Origin of the sequence: Nitratireductor aquibiodomus NL21 = JCM 21793, from assembly GCF_000615975.1 — a bacterium.
GTDB lineage: Bacteria > Pseudomonadota > Alphaproteobacteria > Rhizobiales > Rhizobiaceae > Nitratireductor > Nitratireductor aquibiodomus.
On sequence record NZ_BAMP01000026.1, the window covers coordinates 1 to 17,325 of the forward strand.

Annotated in this window: 10 protein-coding genes, 1 tRNA gene and 2 pseudogenes; 7 read left to right on the plus strand and 6 right to left on the minus strand. The window is 61.2% G+C overall.

The genetic code is table 11. The features are described from left to right. Positions 1-141: 141 nt before the first annotated feature. Together JCM21793_RS09440 and JCM21793_RS28195 are read right to left on the minus strand one after the other, a co-directional pair. Positions 142-1,065 carry a sugar kinase gene (locus JCM21793_RS09440; RefSeq protein ID WP_025030215.1) on the minus strand — a complete coding sequence of 308 codons (924 nt, stop codon included), beginning with the start codon at positions 1,063-1,065 and terminating at the stop codon, positions 142-144. 279 nt (positions 1,066-1,344) lie between these two features. Next, complete coding sequence (locus JCM21793_RS28195) at positions 1,345-2,694, minus strand: sugar transferase (RefSeq protein WP_155983407.1); 1,350 nt, start codon at positions 2,692-2,694, stop codon at positions 1,345-1,347. 308 nt (positions 2,695-3,002) lie between these two features. Here JCM21793_RS28195 and JCM21793_RS25060 point away from each other — a divergent pair. After that, positions 3,003-3,952: pseudogene (locus tag JCM21793_RS25060) on the plus strand (DMT family transporter). Positions 3,953-4,009: 57 nt separating this feature from the next. Here the strand turns inward: JCM21793_RS25060 and serA are convergent. Both serA and JCM21793_RS09460 read right to left on the minus strand, forming a co-directional pair. Continuing rightward, on the minus strand, positions 4,010-5,608 hold the full coding sequence (gene serA / locus JCM21793_RS09455; RefSeq protein WP_025030217.1) for a phosphoglycerate dehydrogenase: 1,599 nt from the start codon (positions 5,606-5,608) through the stop codon (positions 4,010-4,012). 66 nt (positions 5,609-5,674) lie between these two features. Continuing rightward, positions 5,675-6,850 carry a phosphoserine transaminase gene (locus tag JCM21793_RS09460; RefSeq protein WP_025030218.1) on the minus strand — a complete coding sequence of 392 codons (1,176 nt, stop codon included), beginning with the start codon at positions 6,848-6,850 and terminating at the stop codon, positions 5,675-5,677. A 238-nt stretch (positions 6,851-7,088) separates the two neighbouring features. On the opposite strand from JCM21793_RS09460, the gene JCM21793_RS09465 reads away from it, so the two are divergent. Both JCM21793_RS09465 and JCM21793_RS25065 read left to right on the plus strand, forming a co-directional pair. Further along, a complete protein-coding gene (locus JCM21793_RS09465) occupies positions 7,089-8,387 on the plus strand; it encodes an adenylosuccinate synthase (RefSeq protein WP_007010592.1) in 1,299 nt (432 codons plus the stop codon). A gap of 75 nt (positions 8,388-8,462) precedes the next feature. Further along, positions 8,463-9,951 (plus strand): annotated as a pseudogene (locus JCM21793_RS25065) (hypothetical protein). 270 nt (positions 9,952-10,221) lie between these two features. Here JCM21793_RS25065 and rpoH read toward each other — a convergent pair. Both rpoH and JCM21793_RS09480 read right to left on the minus strand, forming a co-directional pair. Then, complete coding sequence (gene rpoH, locus JCM21793_RS09475) at positions 10,222-11,145, minus strand: RNA polymerase sigma factor RpoH (RefSeq protein WP_007010590.1); 924 nt, start codon at positions 11,143-11,145, stop codon at positions 10,222-10,224. Positions 11,146-11,344: 199 nt separating this feature from the next. Beyond that, a complete protein-coding gene (locus JCM21793_RS09480; RefSeq protein ID WP_025030219.1) occupies positions 11,345-12,394 on the minus strand; it encodes an RluA family pseudouridine synthase in 1,050 nt (349 codons plus the stop codon). Positions 12,395-12,420: 26 nt separating this feature from the next. On the opposite strand from JCM21793_RS09480, the gene JCM21793_RS09485 reads away from it, so the two are divergent. The 4 genes from JCM21793_RS09485 (at position 12,421) to JCM21793_RS09500 (ending at position 16,821) form a co-directional block, all read left to right on the plus strand. Then, positions 12,421-12,795: a hypothetical protein gene (locus JCM21793_RS09485; protein ID WP_025030220.1), complete on the plus strand. Its 375-nt coding sequence runs from the start codon at positions 12,421-12,423 to the stop codon at positions 12,793-12,795. A gap of 2 nt (positions 12,796-12,797) precedes the next feature. After that, positions 12,798-13,199, plus strand: a complete 402-nt coding sequence (locus JCM21793_RS09490; protein ID WP_025030221.1) for a VOC family protein — start codon at positions 12,798-12,800, stop codon at positions 13,197-13,199. A gap of 51 nt (positions 13,200-13,250) precedes the next feature. Beyond that, a tRNA-Glu gene (locus JCM21793_RS09495) sits at positions 13,251-13,325 on the plus strand. Between the two features lie 190 nt (positions 13,326-13,515). Next, positions 13,516-16,821: a response regulator gene (locus JCM21793_RS09500; protein ID WP_025030222.1), complete on the plus strand. Its 3,306-nt coding sequence runs from the start codon at positions 13,516-13,518 to the stop codon at positions 16,819-16,821. Positions 16,822-17,325: the final 504 nt, after the last annotated feature.

Genomic DNA, 17,325 nt, shown 5'->3' on the forward strand with positions numbered 1-17,325 from the left:
TGGCTGGCCAATGGCGAGCCGCTGCCGGAGGCCTATCGCCGGCGCAGGGCGAACTGGGTGCCCGATGGCGGCGGCGCATCGACCTGACGGTGATCGACGCGGCCGGACGTTCCGCCAGCGTGGATGTTTTTCTGGAATAGATCAGGCGGCTTCCGCGAGCGCCTTCAAAACCGTTTCGCGCATGGGCATGGGAGCGACTGCGCCAAAGCCCTGTGTGGAAAGGGCAGCGGCCGCATTGGCGTAGCGCGCGGCCTCGAACGGGTCGCCATGGCGATTGAGCTCGGCGAGGAAATTGCCATCGAACGTGTCGCCCGCACCCGTGGCGTCGACGGCGTTGACCCTGATGCCGGGCACGCGGCGGCGCTCATCCGGCGTGGCGACGAGGCAGCCATCCTTGCCGAGCGTCAGCGCGACGATGCCAGCGCCAAGACCCAGATAATGATCGGCGATGGCGTCCGGGTCGCTGATGCCGACCAGCTGTTCGGCGTCTTCCAGACCGGGAAGCGCGATGTCGGCCTTGCGCATGGCGGCTTCGGTGAGTGCGCGGGCGCGCTCGAGCGGCCACAGCTTCAGGCGCAGATTGGTGTCGAAGGAGACTTTGGTGCCGGCGGCGCGGGCAATGTCTATGGCTTCGAGAACCGCATCGCTTGCATCGGCGCTGATGGCCATGGAGATGCCCGACAGATGCAGAATGTCGGCGTTCTCGATGGCGCTGCGGGGCAAGTCGCGCGGAGCGACGCGGCTCGCCGCCGAACCCTTGCGCAGATAGGAGAAGACATGGCCGTTCTCGCCATGGCTGACGAAGTAGACACCCGTATGGGCATCCGGGTTGCGCAGGACCTGGCTAGCGTCCACGCCATTGTCTGCCCAGAGCTGCATGAGGCTGTCGCCGAACTCGTCTGCGCCGAGCGCGGTGAAGAACCCGACCGATGCGCCGGCGCGCGCGGCTGCGATGGCGCAGTTGGAGGTGTCGCCGCCGTAGCCGAAGAGATAGCGGCCCGTGTCGTCCACCTGGTTGAACTCGATCATCGGTTCACCCATGCAGATGATCTTCGGATGGCTCATGACGGTGTTCTCCTCCCCTGACGCTGCGTGCGCTTCTCTTTAAGCGATTGTGCGCCAATGGTGAATGTCTCTTGGGAGAAGATTTTTCACCATACATGGAGAGCCCGGCCTCAGGACCTGGAGCGGTTCATCGTTTCATGGAAACGCTGCGCCACTCCACCTGACTGCAAAATACTCTAGATCGCCGTGCGTCCATCCGGACGCACAAAGGACGATCTAAACCATTGATGGAGCATCGGAACAATCGGAAAACCGGATTCCACTTTTCGGTCCGATGCCCTAGCGGGCGCCGCGACCGAACAGGACGGTGCTGATCGTTGAAAGTATGATGAGCACGTCGAGATCGAATGACAGATGCTTGATGTAATAGAGGTCGTAGGAGAGTTTGTTGATCTCTTCCTGGGTTGTGCCCGCATAGCCGGAATTCACCTGTGCCCAGCCGGTGATGCCGGGCAGCACCATGGTGCGGTGGATGAATTTTGGCTCTTCTGCCTCACTCGCCTGCGCCACATATTCAGCGACGGGGCGTGGTCCCACGAGGCTCATTTCTCCGCGCCAGATATTGATGAGCTGGGGAAGCTCATCCAGCCGCAGGCGGCGCAGCACCCGGCATCCCTTTATGATCCGGTCGTCGTTCGTGCGCGTCGCTCCGCCCTGCCTGCCATGATACATGGTCCGAAACTTGAGCATGTTGAAAGGGCGCCCGCCATAGCCCCGACGGTTTGCACGAAGATCGCCGGCCCGCCATCGAGGGCCCGGATATAGAGCCAGACTGCAAACCCCAGCGATGGTGATCGGCGCCGTGACGATGACGGCGATGAGATCAAGCGCGCGTTTCGCTTTGGAATAGTAGATCTGGCTTGGCGTGTAGGCGAGGTGCGAAACGTCGAACGCGCCCACATCCACGCGGCCTTCGCGCAGCTCGAGAAAGTTGAACCAGGGGGTAACGTCGACCCCGACCATGTAGGCCTTTGTTAGGAAGGTCGACCAATCCGGGTTGTGGTGTGTTCTGGTGTCGATCAGCAGTCGGTCATAGGCGCCGATATCCGCTGTCTTGTCGCTGATCACAGCCACATGGCCTGCAAGCCTCGCTGCAACCTGAGCGGCCTGAGGGAAGTCGAGCAGGGCAACGCGGTCCTCCAGAGACCGGTGAAGCCTCAGATTGGCGACGATCATGGCGATCGTGGCGATCGGGTAGGCCGTCAGAAGAGCCGAGTAGCTCACCGGAATGCGCAGGCCGGACAGAACCGCGACAGCCACGTTGAAACACACGAAGGTGACGAAGATCGCGATGGAAAACGTGTTGCGCTGCCTGCGAAAGCCAAGCAGGGCCAGCGCGACGGCGAAGGGCAGCAAGAAAAGCACCGAGCAGACGATTGCCAGATTGTTCCAGTCGCTGCGTGATGCGTTGAGAATGAAAGCGCTGTAGATCATGCACTGCAAAATGCCGGCGGCCAGAATCTCCGGCAGCATGGGGCGCAGGTTTCGCAGCAGGCGTCGCTGGCGCAGAGATGCACCGTGCTGGAGCACGTCCTCCAGGTCGGGGCTGGGCTCGGCTGGGCTGCGTTTCAGAACGCGCCTGGCGCTGCGATTGGCGGGGCCGTCATCCTTGCCCGCTGGTTTGGACACGTCGTTCAACGTTGCTTCTCGCCCGCACTTAAGAGCTCATACGACCGCGCTTTGCCATGCAGGAACCGGAAGCGCAATCAACGATTGTTCGCATGTCCACAGACAACCCGGATGCAGGCGGTCGGTGTTGCAGCGATTCGACCGACCTTAGACCGGTTCTCTGTTTCATGGAAACGTTCAACTGCACGCCGTTCTGTCCGTCCGAGCATTTGTGCAACAGTTTGCATGTCGAATTATGACGTTGGCATTTACGATTTTGGTCCGAGGCTCTATCAGGCTGAACCCATCGCTGTTCTGACTGTGTACCCATGCACCGCCAAGCCTATGTCTTTCTCTGCCTGACCACGCTCTTCTGGGGCGGCAATGCCGTGGCCAGCCGGCTGGCTGTCGGCCATGTTTCGCCGATGATGCTGACAACGCTTCGCTGGGTCATTGGCTGTGCGCTGCTCGCTGCCTTTGCCTGGCCGCATCTCCGGCGTGACTGGCCGGAGATCCGGCCGAAGCTGCCGTTACTGGCGGCGCTGGGCACGCTCGGTTTCACCGGGTTCAACGCTGTTTTCTACAGTTCCGCCCAGTTCACCTCGGCCATCAACATCGCCATCGAGCAGGGTGCGGTGCCGATGGTTATCTTCGTTGCCAATTTTGTCCTGTTTCGCCAGCGCGTGAGTTTTCTGCAGATTGCCGGCTTCGTTCTGTCTCTGGTCGGCGTAGCGCTGGTTGCCAGCCATGGCGCGTTTTCCCGCCTTCTCGACCTGAATGTGAACTTTGGCGACGCGCTGATGCTTGTCGCCGTCCTGCTCTATGCGGGTTACACGGTCGGGCTGCGGTTAAAGCCGAATATTCACTGGCTGAGCCTGATGTTCGTGCTCTCGTTCTTTGCGCTTCTGGCGTCCCTGCCGCTGGTGGCCTGGGAGATCGCGACCGACCGGCTCATCGCCCCCGACTTTCAGGCTGGATGGTGGTGTTCTACGTTGTGCTGTTCCCCTCCATCTTCGCGCAGACGCTTTATATTCGCGGCAATGAGCTGATTGGCGGTAACCGCGCCGGCCTGTTCATCAATCTGGTGCCGATCTTCGGAACGCTCCTGTCGATCGTCATTCTGCGTGAAGCCTTCTTCACCTATCACGCCGTCGCGCTGTTCATGGTGCTTGGCGGGATATGGCTGGCAGAGCATGGTGGCCGGAAACTGGCTTCCAGAGCTTCAGGCCGCAAAGTGGAGCCTGGTTTCGGGAATTCCGACACTCCACCAACAGGATAGACATGCAAATGCCGGCGCATGACGCCGGCATTGCAATTCCACAAGACTGTTTGCCCCCTATGCCGCCACGTCGAAGGCCAATGGCTTGGCCGAGAGGATCACGTCGGTTGCGCGCAGCTCGCGCAGGACTTCCGGCGGGAAGGGCGCGTCGAGGTAAAGCAGGGCGATGGCATCGCCGCCCGGCCTGTTGCGGCCGAGCTGGAAGTTGGCGATGTTGACCTGGTGCTTGGCGCAGATCGAGCCCAGCAGGCCGATAATGCCCGGCACGTCGTAATTGGTCGTGTAGAGCATGTGCTGGCCGACCTCGGCATCGAGATTGATGCCCTTGATCTGGATGAAGCGCGGCTTGCCGTCGGAGAACACCGTACCGGCGATGGTGCGCGTCTTCTCGGAGGTCTTCACCGTCAGCTTGATATAGCCATCGAACACGCCCGACTTGTCGCGCTTGACCTCCGAAAGAATGATGCCGCGCTCCTTGGCCATGATCGGGGCCGAGACCATGTTGACATCAGCCACCTGCGGGCGGATCAGGCCGGCGAGTGCCGCGCTGATCAACGCGCGGCGGTTCATCTCGGTGGTGGAGCCGTCGAACAGGATCTCCACTTCCTCGATGGCCTCGTCGGTCACCTGACCGACGAATGCGCCCAGCACTTCCGCGAGCTTGATGAAGGGTTTGAGGCGCGGGGCTTCCTCGGCGCTGATCGAGGGCATGTTGATCGCATTCGTGACCGCCCCCTTCGTCAGATAGTCCGCCATCTGCTCCGCCACCTGGATGGCCACGTTCTCCTGGGCCTCGCTGGTGGACGCGCCCAGATGCGGTGTGCAGACCACGTTGGGCATGTTGAAGAGCGGGTTCTCCGTCGCCGGTTCCGTCTCGAACACGTCGATGCCCGCACCGGCCACCTTGCCGGATTTCAGGCCTTCAACGAGATCGGCCTCGACCACAAGGCCGCCACGCGCGCAGTTGATGATGCGCACGCCCTTTTTCATCTTCGCGATGGCATCCTTGTCGATCACGCCACGCGTCTTGTCCGTCAGCGGCGTGTGCAGGGTGATGAAATCGGCGCGTTTGAGCAGCTCGTCGAGTTCGACTTTCTCGACACCCAGTTCCGAGGCACGTTCTGCCGAAAGGAATGGGTCGAAGGCCACCACATGCATCTTCAGGCCGATGGCGCGCATCGCGACCACGGAACCGATATTGCCGCAACCGATCACACCCAGCGTCTTGCCGGTGATCTCGACACCCATGAAGCGGTTCTTTTCCCACTTGCCGTCATGCGTGGAGGTGTTGGCCTCCGGGATCTGGCGGGCAACCGCAAAAAGCATGGCGATGGCGTGCTCGGCGGTCGTGATCGAGTTGCCGAATGGCGTGTTCATCACGATGATGCCGCGGCGCGATGCGGCCGGAATGTCGACATTGTCGACGCCGATGCCGGCGCGGCCCACCACTTTCAGGTTTGTGGCGTTGTTGATGAGCTTTTCGGTGACCTTGGTCGCCGAGCGGATGGCAAGGCCGTCATATTGGTCGATGACGGAAAGAAGCTTTTCCTTGTCCTTGCCAAGGTCGGGCAGGTAATCCACCTCGACGCCGCGATCCTTGAAGATCTGGACGGCGGTGGGCGACAGTTTGTCGGATACGAGTACGCGGGGCGCCATGGCGGCCTCCTGTTTCAATAAAATGAAGTGGGAAGGCGGCTCCGGTTCAGGAGCCGCAGTATCGTGTCAGGCTGCGGCCTTGAGGCTCGCCTTCTGCGACTGGAACGCCCAGTCGAGCCAGGGCATCAGCGCTTCCAGATCGGAGGCTTCCACCGTGGCGCCGGCCCAGATTCGCAGGCCCGAGGGCGCATCGCGATAGTGACCGATGTCATAGGCGACGCCTGCCTTGGCCAGTGCGGAGACCATGCCTTTGGCAAAGGCAGCCTGCTCGCCCGCATCGAGTGCGGCGATCTCTGGATCGACGATCGACAGGCACACCGATGTGTTGGAGCGTGTTGCCGGCACTTTCGCCAGATGGTCGAGCCAGGGCGTGCGGCGCACGAATTCGTCGATCACGGCGAAGTTCGCATTGGCGCGGGCAACGAGACCGTCGAGGCCGCCAATGGCCTTCGCCCAGTTCAGCGCGTCCAGATAGTCTTCCACGCACAGCATGGAGGGCGTGTTGATCGTTTCACCACGGAAGATGCCCTCGATCAGCTTGCCGCCCTTGGTCAGGCGGAAGATCTTGGGTAGCGGCCATGCGGGCGTGTAGCCTTCCAGCCGTTCCACGGCGCGCGGCGAAAGGATGATGACGCCATGGGCGCCTTCACCGCCAAGCACCTTCTGCCAGGAGAAGGTGACCACATCGAGCTTGTCGAAGGGCAGGCGCTGCGCGAAAGCCGCCGATGTGGCGTCGCAGATGGTCAGGCCCGCGCGGTTCGCGGGGATGAAATTGCCATCGGGCACGCGCACGCCGGAGGTGGTGCCGTTCCAGGTGAACACCACGTCGCGGTCGAAATCGATGGAGTTGAGATCCGGCAGATCGCCATAATCGGCTTCGATGCGGCGAACGTCATCGAGTTTCAGCTGCTTGACCACGTCGGTGACCCAGCCGGCACCGAAGGATTCCCAGGCAACCATATCGACGCCGCGCTCGCCAAGCAGCGACCAGAGCGCCATTTCGACGGCGCCGGTGTCGGATGCAGGCACGATGCCGATGCGGTAATCGGCCGGAACCTGCAGAATTTCACGGGTAAGATTGATGGCCTCTGCCAGTTTCGCCTTGCCGATGGAAGAACGATGCGACCGGCCAAGGGGAGCGTCGGCGAGCGCGTCAAGCGACCAGCCGGGACGTTTTGTGCAGGGACCTGAGGAAAAATGCGTATTGGCCGGACGGAGGTCCGGCGTGGGGAGTGTGCTCATGATATATCCTATCCTTCCAGATAGCACGCCTCTCGGTGGGGAGAGGTGGCCCACGGACGGAGTTACGCCGATCCGGTTTTTTCGTCAAGTGCGACATGAGTGCCTCTGGAGACGGGAAATCGGGTTCGCAGGACGCGAGATGGTTCCCACCGGGCTCCGGAGGCTCTATAGAGGCGTTTCGATTTCTTGAGTCATCCAGCGGGGGACCCGCCGGACGTTGCGCCGGAAGGACGTTTTCATGGCAAATGTGGTGGTTGTCGGCTCGCAGTGGGGCGACGAGGGCAAGGGCAAGATCGTGGACTGGCTGTCGGAGCGCGCCGACGTGGTGGCGCGTTTCCAGGGCGGCCACAATGCCGGTCATACCCTCGTCATCGACGGCGTGAGCTACAAGCTGTCACTGCTGCCCTCCGGCGTGGTGCGTCCGGGAAAGCTCTCGGTCATCGGCAATGGTGTCGTGTTCGACCCGCATGCTTTCGTTGCGGAAATGCGGCGTCTTGCCGAGCAGGGGATCGAGGTGACGCCGGACCGGCTGAAGATTGCCGAGAACACGGCTCTGATCCTGTCGCTCCACCGTGAGCTCGACGGGTTCCGCGAGGATGCCGCTTCCAATTCGGGTACGAAGATCGGCACCACCCGTCGCGGCATTGGTCCGGCCTATGAAGACAAAGTCGGCCGCCGCGCGATCCGTGTCATGGATCTGGCCAACAGCGACACGCTGCCGATGAAGATCGACCGCCTGCTCACGCATCATAACGCCCTGCGCCGGGGGCTCGGCCACGAAGAGGTGACGCACCAGGCCATCATGGACGAGCTCACCTCGGTGGCTGACAAGATCCTCCCCTATGTGGATCGTGTCTGGAAAATTCTTGAGGATGCGCGCCGGGCAGGCCAGCGCATCCTGTTCGAGGGCGCGCAGGGAACGATGCTCGACATCGACCACGGCACCTATCCTTTCGTGACGTCCTCCAACACGATTGCCGGACAGGCAGCCACCGGCTCCGGTCTTGGACCGGGTTCCATCGATTACGTGCTTGGCATCACCAAGGCCTATACGACCCGCGTTGGCGAAGGGCCGTTTCCGACAGAGCAGGACAACGAGGTCGGCGAGTTCCTCGGCACGCGCGGTCATGAGTTTGGCACCGTTACCGGGCGCAAGCGGCGCTGCGGCTGGTTCGATGCGGTTCTCGTGCGCCAGGCAGTCGTCGCCAACGGCATGAACGGCATCGCTCTCACCAAGCTCGATGTTCTCGATGGGATGGACGAGATCAAGATCTGCACCGGCTACAGGCTCGACGGCGAACTGATCGATTATCTCCCGGCAGGTCAGGGCGCGCAGGCCCGCCTCGAACCCGTTTATGAGACGCTTGAAGGCTGGAAGGGCACGACCAAGGGCGCACGCAAGTGGACGGACCTCCCGGCTCAGGCGGTTAAATATGTCCGCCACGTGGAGGAACTGATTGGCGCGCCGGTGGCGATTCTTTCCACCAGTCCCGAACGCGAAGACGCCATACTTGTGACCGATCCTTTTCAGGACTAGTTTCGCGGGCGGAACTGTTTTGCGTGTCTGTGGAAATGGCCGCGCGTTCAAGAAGTAAAACAGGTTTGATAAGGCATGGCGGATTTTTCTGCGGTTCTGAAGAAGACGATCGAGGCGTTGTCGGAAAACACTCCGGCGGCGCGCGAGCGCATCTATCAGAAGGCCCGGACAACGATCGAGAACAAGCTTGCGGGCATGGACCCGGCGCCGTCCGCTGCGGTGGCTGACCGCCAGCGCAAGCTGCTTGAAGACGCAATCGCCAAGGTCGAGGCCGAATATGCGCCTCCGCCCCAGCCTGAGGAACCAGCACAGGATGAACTAGACCAGATCTTTGCCGAACTGGATGTCGATCCGGCGAAGCCGGGTGTTTCCGTTCCTCCCGCCTTCGAGACGCCGGCTCCGACGCCGGAACCTGCTCCCCCGGCTGCGGAAGCGCAGAAGGAAGCCGAGGCTGCGTCAGAAGGGAGCGAAACGGACCATGCCGTGCGCTCCGAAGCGCCGATCTCGTCTTCAGGTGAGGATGTCGCCCTGGAGACACCTCCGCCGCCGCCGCGCGCCAGGCCGCGCAAGGGTGGAGCTTCCGGGCTGGTCGCCGGGCTGGGTGCTGCTCCTCGTGGCCGCCATTGCCGCCGGCGCCTGGTTCTACAGGGACGATCTCGCCAGGCTCGCTGATTTCGAGGGTGATGGGCAGACGGTTGCGGAGAGCGGTGAGAGCGGCTCGGAGGCAGGAGAAGGCGCACCGGCGGATACTCAGGGAACCGAGCAGGCTGCAGCCGAGAGCGGTGGTGCTGAGACCAGTCCGCCAGCCGAGCCGGCGCCGGTTCGTAAATTTACCCAGCGGCTGCTCGAAGATGGACGCGAGGTCGATGAGGGCCCAGCCGGTGGAGAACCCGGTCTTGGCGAAGGCACGTCCGTGGCACAGGCAACGGTGCAGGGCGATGAAACAGCGGTGCAACCGGCACCGGTTCAGAACGGTCAGCCGGAGAGCCCGGGCGCCGGCGAAGCGCTGCCCGTGGGCCAGAAGGCGATCTTCTATGAAGAGCGCACGAGCGTTTCGCAGGGGTCCGCGGATCTCGGCGCGGTCGTCTGGTCCGTGGTGCAGGAATCGCCCGGCAACGATCTTCCACCCGAGCCGGCCATTCGGGCCGATGCAACGATCCCCGAGAAAAATCTGCAGCTCAAGATGACGATCCGGCGCAATGCCGACGAGTCTCTGCCGGCCAGCCATATTCTCGAGATCATCTTCCTCACACCGGACGATTTCGACGGCGGTGGTATCGACAATGTCCTGCGTGTGTCCCTGAAGCGGTCCGAGCAGGATACGGGCAATCCGCTGCTTGGCATCCCGGCCAAGATCGCCGACGGCTTCTTCCTCGTTGCGCTCAGCGACAGCACTGCCGATGCCGAGACCAATATGCTCCTTCTGCGCCGCCAGAGCTGGATCGACATACCCGTGGTCTACAAGTCGGGACGCCGTGCGCTTATCACGATTGAGAAGGGCATTCCCGGTGAGAAGGTTTTCACCGATGTGCTCAACGCCTGGCAGAATGCGACGAGCGGCTGACGGGACGGTGGCTTTCCCGCAAGTTGCTTAGATCGTTGATGGAGCATCGGACCGAAAAGTGGAAACCGGCTTTCGGATTATTCCGATGCTCTACAGCGCCGCGCGTTTTACAAGACGCGCAAAGGACACTGTAACACTTTCAAATGATGCATGTTCGTTGTCTTTCAAATGAACTCATTTGAAAGCGACATGCATTAGAAACAACCTCAAAAAAAAGCCGGCGGGAGACCACCGGCTTTTTTCAGTTCATGCAAGTTGCACGTTTCCGTATCAGGCGCCTGCCTGGCGGTGTGCCTCGGCTGCCATGGCCTTGGCGGCCAGTGCCTGCTGGCGAGCCGAGTTCTGCACCGCTTCCTGCACCTTCTCGAAGGCGCGGACCTCGATCTGGCGCACGCGCTCGCGGCTGATGTCGAATTCACCCGAAAGCTCTTCCAGGGTCATCGGATCCTCGGAAAGGCGCCGGGCCTGGAAAATGCGCTTCTCGCGATCGTTCAGCACCGACATGGCGTCGCCGAGCATGCGGCGGCGGGTTTCCAGTTCGTCCTGCTCGACCAGCAAGTCCTCCTGGCTTTCGCCATCGTCGACCAGCCAGTCCTGCCATTCGCCCGATTCGCCCTCGGTCGCCCGGATGGGCGCGTTGAGCGAAGCGTCGCCGGACAGGCGGCGATTCATCGAAATCACCTCTTCCTCGCTGACATTGAGGCGCGTGGCGATTTCCGAAACCTGTTCGGGATTCAGGTCGCCGTCATCGAGTGCCTGAATCTTGCTCTTCACCTTGCGAAGGTTGAAGAACAGGCGCTTCTGGTTCGCCGTAGTGCCCATTTTCACGAGGCTCCACGAGCGCAGGATATATTCCTGGATCGAGGCCTTGATCCACCACATGGCATAGGTGGCGAGACGGAAGCCGCGCTCCGGTTCGAATTTCTTCACGGCCTGCATCAGGCCGACATTGCCTTCGGAAATGACTTCGCCGATCGGCAGGCCATAGCCGCGATATCCCATGGCGATCTTGGCCACGAGACGCAGGTGGCTCGTCACGAGCTTGTGTGCAGCCGCCGTATCGTCATGCTCTGAATAGCGCTTGGCGAGCATGTACTCTTCCTCGGGCTGAAGCATGGGGAAGCGGCGAATCTCCTCCAGGTAGCGGGTCAGTCCGCCTTCACCTGAAGCGATGCTGGGTAATGTCTGGGCCATTTAAGCACCCTCCTTTGCCGGATATGCTCATGCGGGGACGCCTTGAAAACCTGGCGTTTGCTGGAATGAGAGACAGCGCGACCATCTTTGATGCATCGCACCATATCCTATATAGGAACGAATTCCGACGGTTAAAGTTTCATCCTGCTGTCAACATTATGTCACCAGGCGGTGAACAATAATATTATTGTACCGATAATTACAAAATATCCAGCGCGCTTGTCAATGCCATCATGTCGGGAGGCGGATCGGCCTCGAAACGCATGAGGTCACCGGTCTCCGGATGGCGGAAAGCCAACAGGCGCGCATGAAGAGCCTGACGCGGAAAAGCGGCGACTGTAGGGCGTATGTCTTCCGGCAGGCGGTTTACCTTCGTGCGGAATGCGCGGCCATAGTCCGCGTCACCGATAAGCGGGTGACCGATATGGGCCATATGGACACGGATCTGATGGGTGCGTCCGGTTTCCAGCCTGCATTCCACTTTCGCGGCAAACGCCTTGCCGCTGCCATCGGCTCCGTAACGCTTCTGCACCTGATAGCGGGTCACCGCGTGGCGCGCATCGCTGCGCCCCGTCGGCACGACGGCTCGCAATGTCCGGCTCTGTGCATGGCGCCCGAGCGGGGCGTCGATGGTCCCCGCCATCCGCTCCGGTGCACCCCAGACGACGGCGACATAGGCGCGCTCCAGGTCGCCGCTCCGGCCGTGGTCGGCAAAGGTCTCCGAAAGAAGGCGATGGGCATTGTCCGTCTTTGCAACGACCATGACGCCGCTTGTATCACGGTCGAGGCGGTGCACGATGCCCGGCCTGCGCACGCCACCAATGCCCGAGAGTGAGGCGCCGCAATGGTGCAGCAGCGCATTAACCAGCGTGCCCGACCAGTTGCCTGGGGCGGGGTGGACAACAAGACCGGCCGGTTTGTTGATCACGATCAGTGCATCGTCTTCGTAGAGAACCTGAAGCGGAATCGCTTCGGCTTTGGGCTCGGCAGGCTCCGCTTCAGGTATTGTCAGCGCGTAGACCTCGCCCTCCGCGACCCTGTGCTTCGTCTCGGTGACCGGGTTTTCGTCCGTCGTCACTGCACCGGCGCGGATAAGCGTCTGAAGGCGGCTGCGTGAAACGGACGCGCCCAAACGGCTCGAAAGCCAGCGATCAAGCCGTTCTCCGGCATGTTCTGCTTCGACGGTAAACGCTTTGCGCGCACTCGTGTCTTCCCAATCGTTGTGGTCTTCGGTATCAGGATCGCCCATTGGAACTGCTTTCGAAACGGTGAGACATGGCCACGCCACAAGAACAGGAAGACCTGGAGCAGGAAGAGCTCGACCCGGCGGCCGAGCGTGTGCGCCGCAAGATGGTCCGTTTTATGGCCATCAACCTGGGCATTCTCTTCGCAGCGGTTATGGCTGTCGTGCTCGCCTTTGTCTACAAGACGCTCAGCAGTGGCTCCGAAGAGCCCGCCGAGACGATTGCCCTGCCGGGCGATGCCGTTGAAGGGAGCATCGACCTTCCCGAGGGCGCGCGCCTTGTCTCCCAGGCTCTGGACGGTACGCGGGTGTCGCTGCATCTGCGCCTTGCCGACGGCACCGAGGAGCTGCGTCTCTACGACCTGGCGAGCGGTCGGATGATCGCCAGGTTCGCGCTGCAGCCCTGACCATGTCCCGCTCCATCGCGCTCACCACGCTTGTCGTCCGCGACTATGACGAGGCAATCGCCTGGTATCGCGGGAAGCTCGGCTTTCACCTTCTTGAAGACACCGTCGTTTCTGCCGAAAAGCGCTGGGTTGTCATGGCGCCAGGCGCCGGGACGCCCGGCGCGCTGCTTCTGGCGCAGGCTTCGGGAAACGGACAGTCGGCCAGCATCGGCAATCAGGCAGGCGGGCGCGTGTTCCTCTTCCTGCATACGGATGATTTCTGGCGCGATTACCACGCCATGCGGCAGGCTGGCGTGACGTTTCGTGAGGAGCCACGGGAAGAGGCCTACGGAACCGTGGCCGTCTTTTCGGATCTCTACGGCAATCTTTGGGATCTTTTGCAGCGAAATTCGCAGGGAACTTAAAACCGCTGTTGCATTTGCCGGCGAAGGCGACTATATCGCCGCAATCGCTGCGCTCCCATCGTCTAGCGGTCAGGACGCCGCCCTCTCACGGCGGAAACAGGGGTTCGATTCCCCTTGGGAGTGCCACTTTCCCAAACTTTTTCGATTTGCAGGCTGATCGTGCTGCGCTCCAGCGGCAGGCAAGCTCCGTCTGGCAGGGTGCGCTGCGAACACTTCTTATGCTTTGCAAATCGTTAAGCCTTGGCAACCACACTGTTGTTGATGCGTTAAGGTCACGAGAAGGCTCGATTTGTGCCTTTTTAGGGAGCGGACAGTTTTGGGGACCGGCGAGGATTCAGACGTTGGGCAGCGTTTTTGCGGCGATGAACTGGCCGCTCTGCTGCGGTCTGCGCCCGGCTGGGTCTGGGAAGCCGACGAAGCCCATCGGCTGACCTGGATATCGGAAGAGTTTGCGAGAATCACCGGGCTGAATCCTGAGCGTTTCATCGGCCGGTCGCGCATCACGCTGGCCCGCAATGCGTTTCATCCCGTCGGCGATGTCGAGGCCCATGAGAGACTTCTCGCGGCGCGCGAGCCGTTCAGCCAGTTCGTTTACGACCTGGAAGGTGGACCTCCGGACTGCCGCTGGATTTCTGTATCCGGGTTCCCGCTTTTCGACGACCAGGGCCGATTCCGCGGCTACCGGGGTGTAGCCTGCAACGTCACGCCGATGATGGAGCTCCTTCGCGGGGCAGGAGGAGCAGGCGATGGCGTGGATGTGCACGATCATCGCACGGGCAGCGGCGGGCATCTTGCAAGGCTGATGGCTGCACTGGATGTCACCCGCGACGCGTTCTGCTGTTACGACGCAGACGACCGCCTGGTGCTCAGCAACCAGGCCATGCTGGACATGTATGCAGGGCTGGAAGACGTCATCCGCCCAGGGACGTCTTTCGAGGCGCTTTTGCGTGCCGGTCTCGAGCGCAGAATACTGTCTTCAGAAGGGCTCGAGCCGGAGGTGTGGCTTCGCGGGGTTCTCGATCTGCGCAGCCGCGAAGAGGCCTTTGAAAGCGTGCTCCGTTTCACGGACGGGCGCTGGGTCATGCATCGCGAGAAGCGGACCGAGGATGGCGGGGCCATCGGCGTCTGCACCGACATCACAAGGCTCAAGCGGCATGAAGGTGCGCTGGCCGCGGCTCTCGAAAAGGCAAAGCTTGCCGAAGCCATCCTGGATGAACTGCCCAATCCGGTTTTCGCCAAGGATCAGGATCTCCGGTTCGTTCTTGCCAACCGGGCCTTCAAGCGTACGCTTGGCGACGAAGCGACTGAGATTCTCGGTCGGCGTGCCGCCGATTTCACGACACCGGAGCTTGCCGAGACATTCGAGAGCAGCGAGCGGCGCGTGCTCGAAACCCGCGAGGATTTTGAGGTCGAGGAAGACTTCGACCAGCCCGGTATCGGCAAGTACCGTATCGTGCGCAAATGCCGCGTGGAGACGGAGAGTGGCACGTCCTATGTGGTGGGGGCGCTGTTCGACATTTCCGATATCCGCAAGCGCGAGAACGATGCCGAAGATGCGCGCCGGCAGCTTGCCGAGGTTCTGGAGACGCTTCCGGCCGGCGTCGTCATCTATGATCGTGACGACCGCTATGTTCTGGCCAACCGCAAGATGCAGGAGGCACTGCCGGCCATGATACCGGCGATGCGGCCGGGAAAATCGCTGCGGGATGCGGTCGAGCTCGCGCACGATGCGGGATACTTCCGTCAAAGCGGAGATCCGGATCTCGATGCGCTTTATGACACCGATCGGGAAGCCTGGATCGCGGGCTATCTGCGTTCCTATCACGTACATCATCGCATCTTTGAGCGCAGTCATGCCAATGGGCGCTGGGTCAAGGCCATCGATACACGCACCGAGGATGGCACTTTCGTTGGTGTGCGGGTGGATATCACCGAGCTGAAACAGCGTGAGGCCGAATTGCAGGCCGCACGCGAGGAGGCCGTGCTCGCCGACCGGGCAAAATCTGAATTTCTGGCCAATATGAGCCACGAGATCCGGACGCCCATGAACGGCGTTCTCGGTATGACCGAGTTGCTGGCAAAGACAGAACTAACGGCCAAGCAGAAGACCTTTGCCGACATCATCCTGAAATCGGGCAATGCGCTTCTCACCATCATCAATGATATTCTGGACTTCTCCAAGATCGATGCGGGTCACATCGTCCTTGAGGCCGATCCGTTCTATCTCGGAGAGGCGGTCGGCGATGTGGCAACCCTCATGTCGTCGCGGGCAAAGGAGAAGGATCTCGAGCTGATCGTCCGGGTGGACCCGGGCATCACGCGCGCCGTGGTGGGTGATGTCGGCCGCGTCCGGCAGATTCTGACGAACCTTGTGGGCAACGCCGTCAAGTTCACCGAAAAAGGGCATGTTCTGGTGAATGTGAGCGGCAGCGACACACCCGATGGCGCGTTGGCGCTGCAGTTCAGTGTCACTGATACCGGCATCGGAATTCCAAAGGAAAAGCTCCACCTGATCTTCGACAAGTTCAGCCAGGTCGATGCGTCGTCGACGCGCCGCCATGAGGGCACCGGCCTCGGGCTCGCCATCACCTCGCGCCTCGTCGATCTCATGGGCGGTGAAATTGGTGTAGAGAGCGTGGAGGGGCGTGGATCGACGTTCTGGTTCACGTTGATTTTGCCCAAGGCCGCGGGCGCGACCCCGCAACCCCTCGCACCCCGTGAAGTCTCGAACGCCCGTGTTCTTGTTGTTGATGACAACTCAGTCAACCGGATGATCCTCCGCGAACAGATGGAGCACTGGGGTTTTGACGCCTGCGTGGCCCGGGATGCCGGCGAAGGTCTGGATGTGCTGCGTGCTGCTGCAAAGCTGGGACTGCGCGTCGACTGCGCCGTTGTCGACTATCAGATGCCGGGCATGAACGGGCTGGAGATGGTGGAAGCGATGAGGGCGGAGCAGGCGATCGCGGACGTTCCGGTGGTTCTTTTGACATCCGTCGACCAGTCACTTTCCGGCTTTGGGGCACGCGAACTGTCCATTGCATCGCATCTGATCAAGCCAGCGCGATCGTCGGCGCTCCTCGAGGCAATGGTGGCTGCCATGCAGCCCGCCCGAGCCGCAGCGCCGGTTCATGAAGTCGGAATGGTACGGGAGCCCCTCCCGGAAAGCCCAGCGCAATCTACTGAAGTGGACGACGCGGCGTTGCAGAACGAGGATGAGGTCTCTTCCGACATCGACATCCTGGTTGCCGAAGACAATGAAGTGAACCAGCTGGTCTTCCGGCAGATTCTGAGCGAGGCCGGGCTGCGTTTCGATATCGTGGAAAGTGGCAAACATGCGCTGGAAGCGCATCAGCGCAGGAAACCGCGCCTCATCCTGATGGATGTTTCGATGCCCGGAATGAGCGGGCTGGAGGCAACGCGGGAAATCCGCCACCGGGAACGGGAGACGCGGACACGGGTTCCGATCATCGGTGTTACCGCTCACGCCTTGAAAGGTGACCGCGAGCTCTGTCTGGAAGCAGGGATGGATGATTACCTTTCCAAGCCGATCAGCCCCAGGGCGCTCCTGGAGAAAATCAACTCCTGGGTGAGTTTTGTACATCAGAAATCAATCAATAAATGAGTAAAAAAACCTCTTAACTCATTGTTGTTTATTGATTATTCATCTCCCTCGGGCTTTCTCGTGGACTAGCGCGATCGCACCATTTAGGGAATCTGGTGCTCTCATTAAAGTTGAGACAAATGGTCGATAGCTGACCATTATTTTCCGGGCGGGCGGATGTCCGCAGGCCGTGGGTGATCCAAACGAGCCCCAACAGGATCTATCCGGGTTTTAAACCCAGCCAAGTGTGATTTGCCATTCCATATGGTGTTTCCCCCGCCCGGCTTTTTTGGCTCTGCACATCCAGTACGGTCTTCCTGCACACTTCAGTTGGCTCCCGCTTCTTACCCCGGCGACAACCCAGCTGGTATTATCCGGGGTGATGTACACACTCACTGTGACACAGATACAGAGCCGCACGGGGGCATTGTGCCTCTGGCAGAACGGCTGCGCCTGAGGGGCAGCGAAAGCAGCCCTGTCACACGGGCTTCGCCGGCCGCTTCGTTGCAACGGCAATCCGTTCCC

Bases quoted from the DNA above. Each gene is read 5' to 3' on its own strand.
- JCM21793_RS09440 (WP_025030215.1), bottom strand. From the start codon at position 1,065: ATGAGCCATCCGAAGATCATCTGCATGGGTGAACCGATGATCGAGTTC.
- serA (WP_025030217.1), bottom strand. From the start codon at position 5,608: ATGGCGCCCCGCGTACTCGTATCCGACAAACTGTCGCCCACCGCCGTC.
- JCM21793_RS09460 (WP_025030218.1), bottom strand. From the start codon at position 6,850: ATGAGCACACTCCCCACGCCGGACCTCCGTCCGGCCAATACGCATTTT.
- JCM21793_RS09465 (WP_007010592.1), top strand. From the start codon at position 7,089: ATGGCAAATGTGGTGGTTGTCGGCTCGCAGTGGGGCGACGAGGGCAAG.
- rpoH (WP_007010590.1), bottom strand. From the start codon at position 11,145: ATGGCCCAGACATTACCCAGCATCGCTTCAGGTGAAGGCGGACTGACC.
- JCM21793_RS09480 (WP_025030219.1), bottom strand. From the start codon at position 12,394: ATGGGCGATCCTGATACCGAAGACCACAACGATTGGGAAGACACGAGT.
- JCM21793_RS09485 (WP_025030220.1), top strand. From the start codon at position 12,421: ATGGCCACGCCACAAGAACAGGAAGACCTGGAGCAGGAAGAGCTCGAC.
- JCM21793_RS09490 (WP_025030221.1), top strand. From the start codon at position 12,798: ATGTCCCGCTCCATCGCGCTCACCACGCTTGTCGTCCGCGACTATGAC.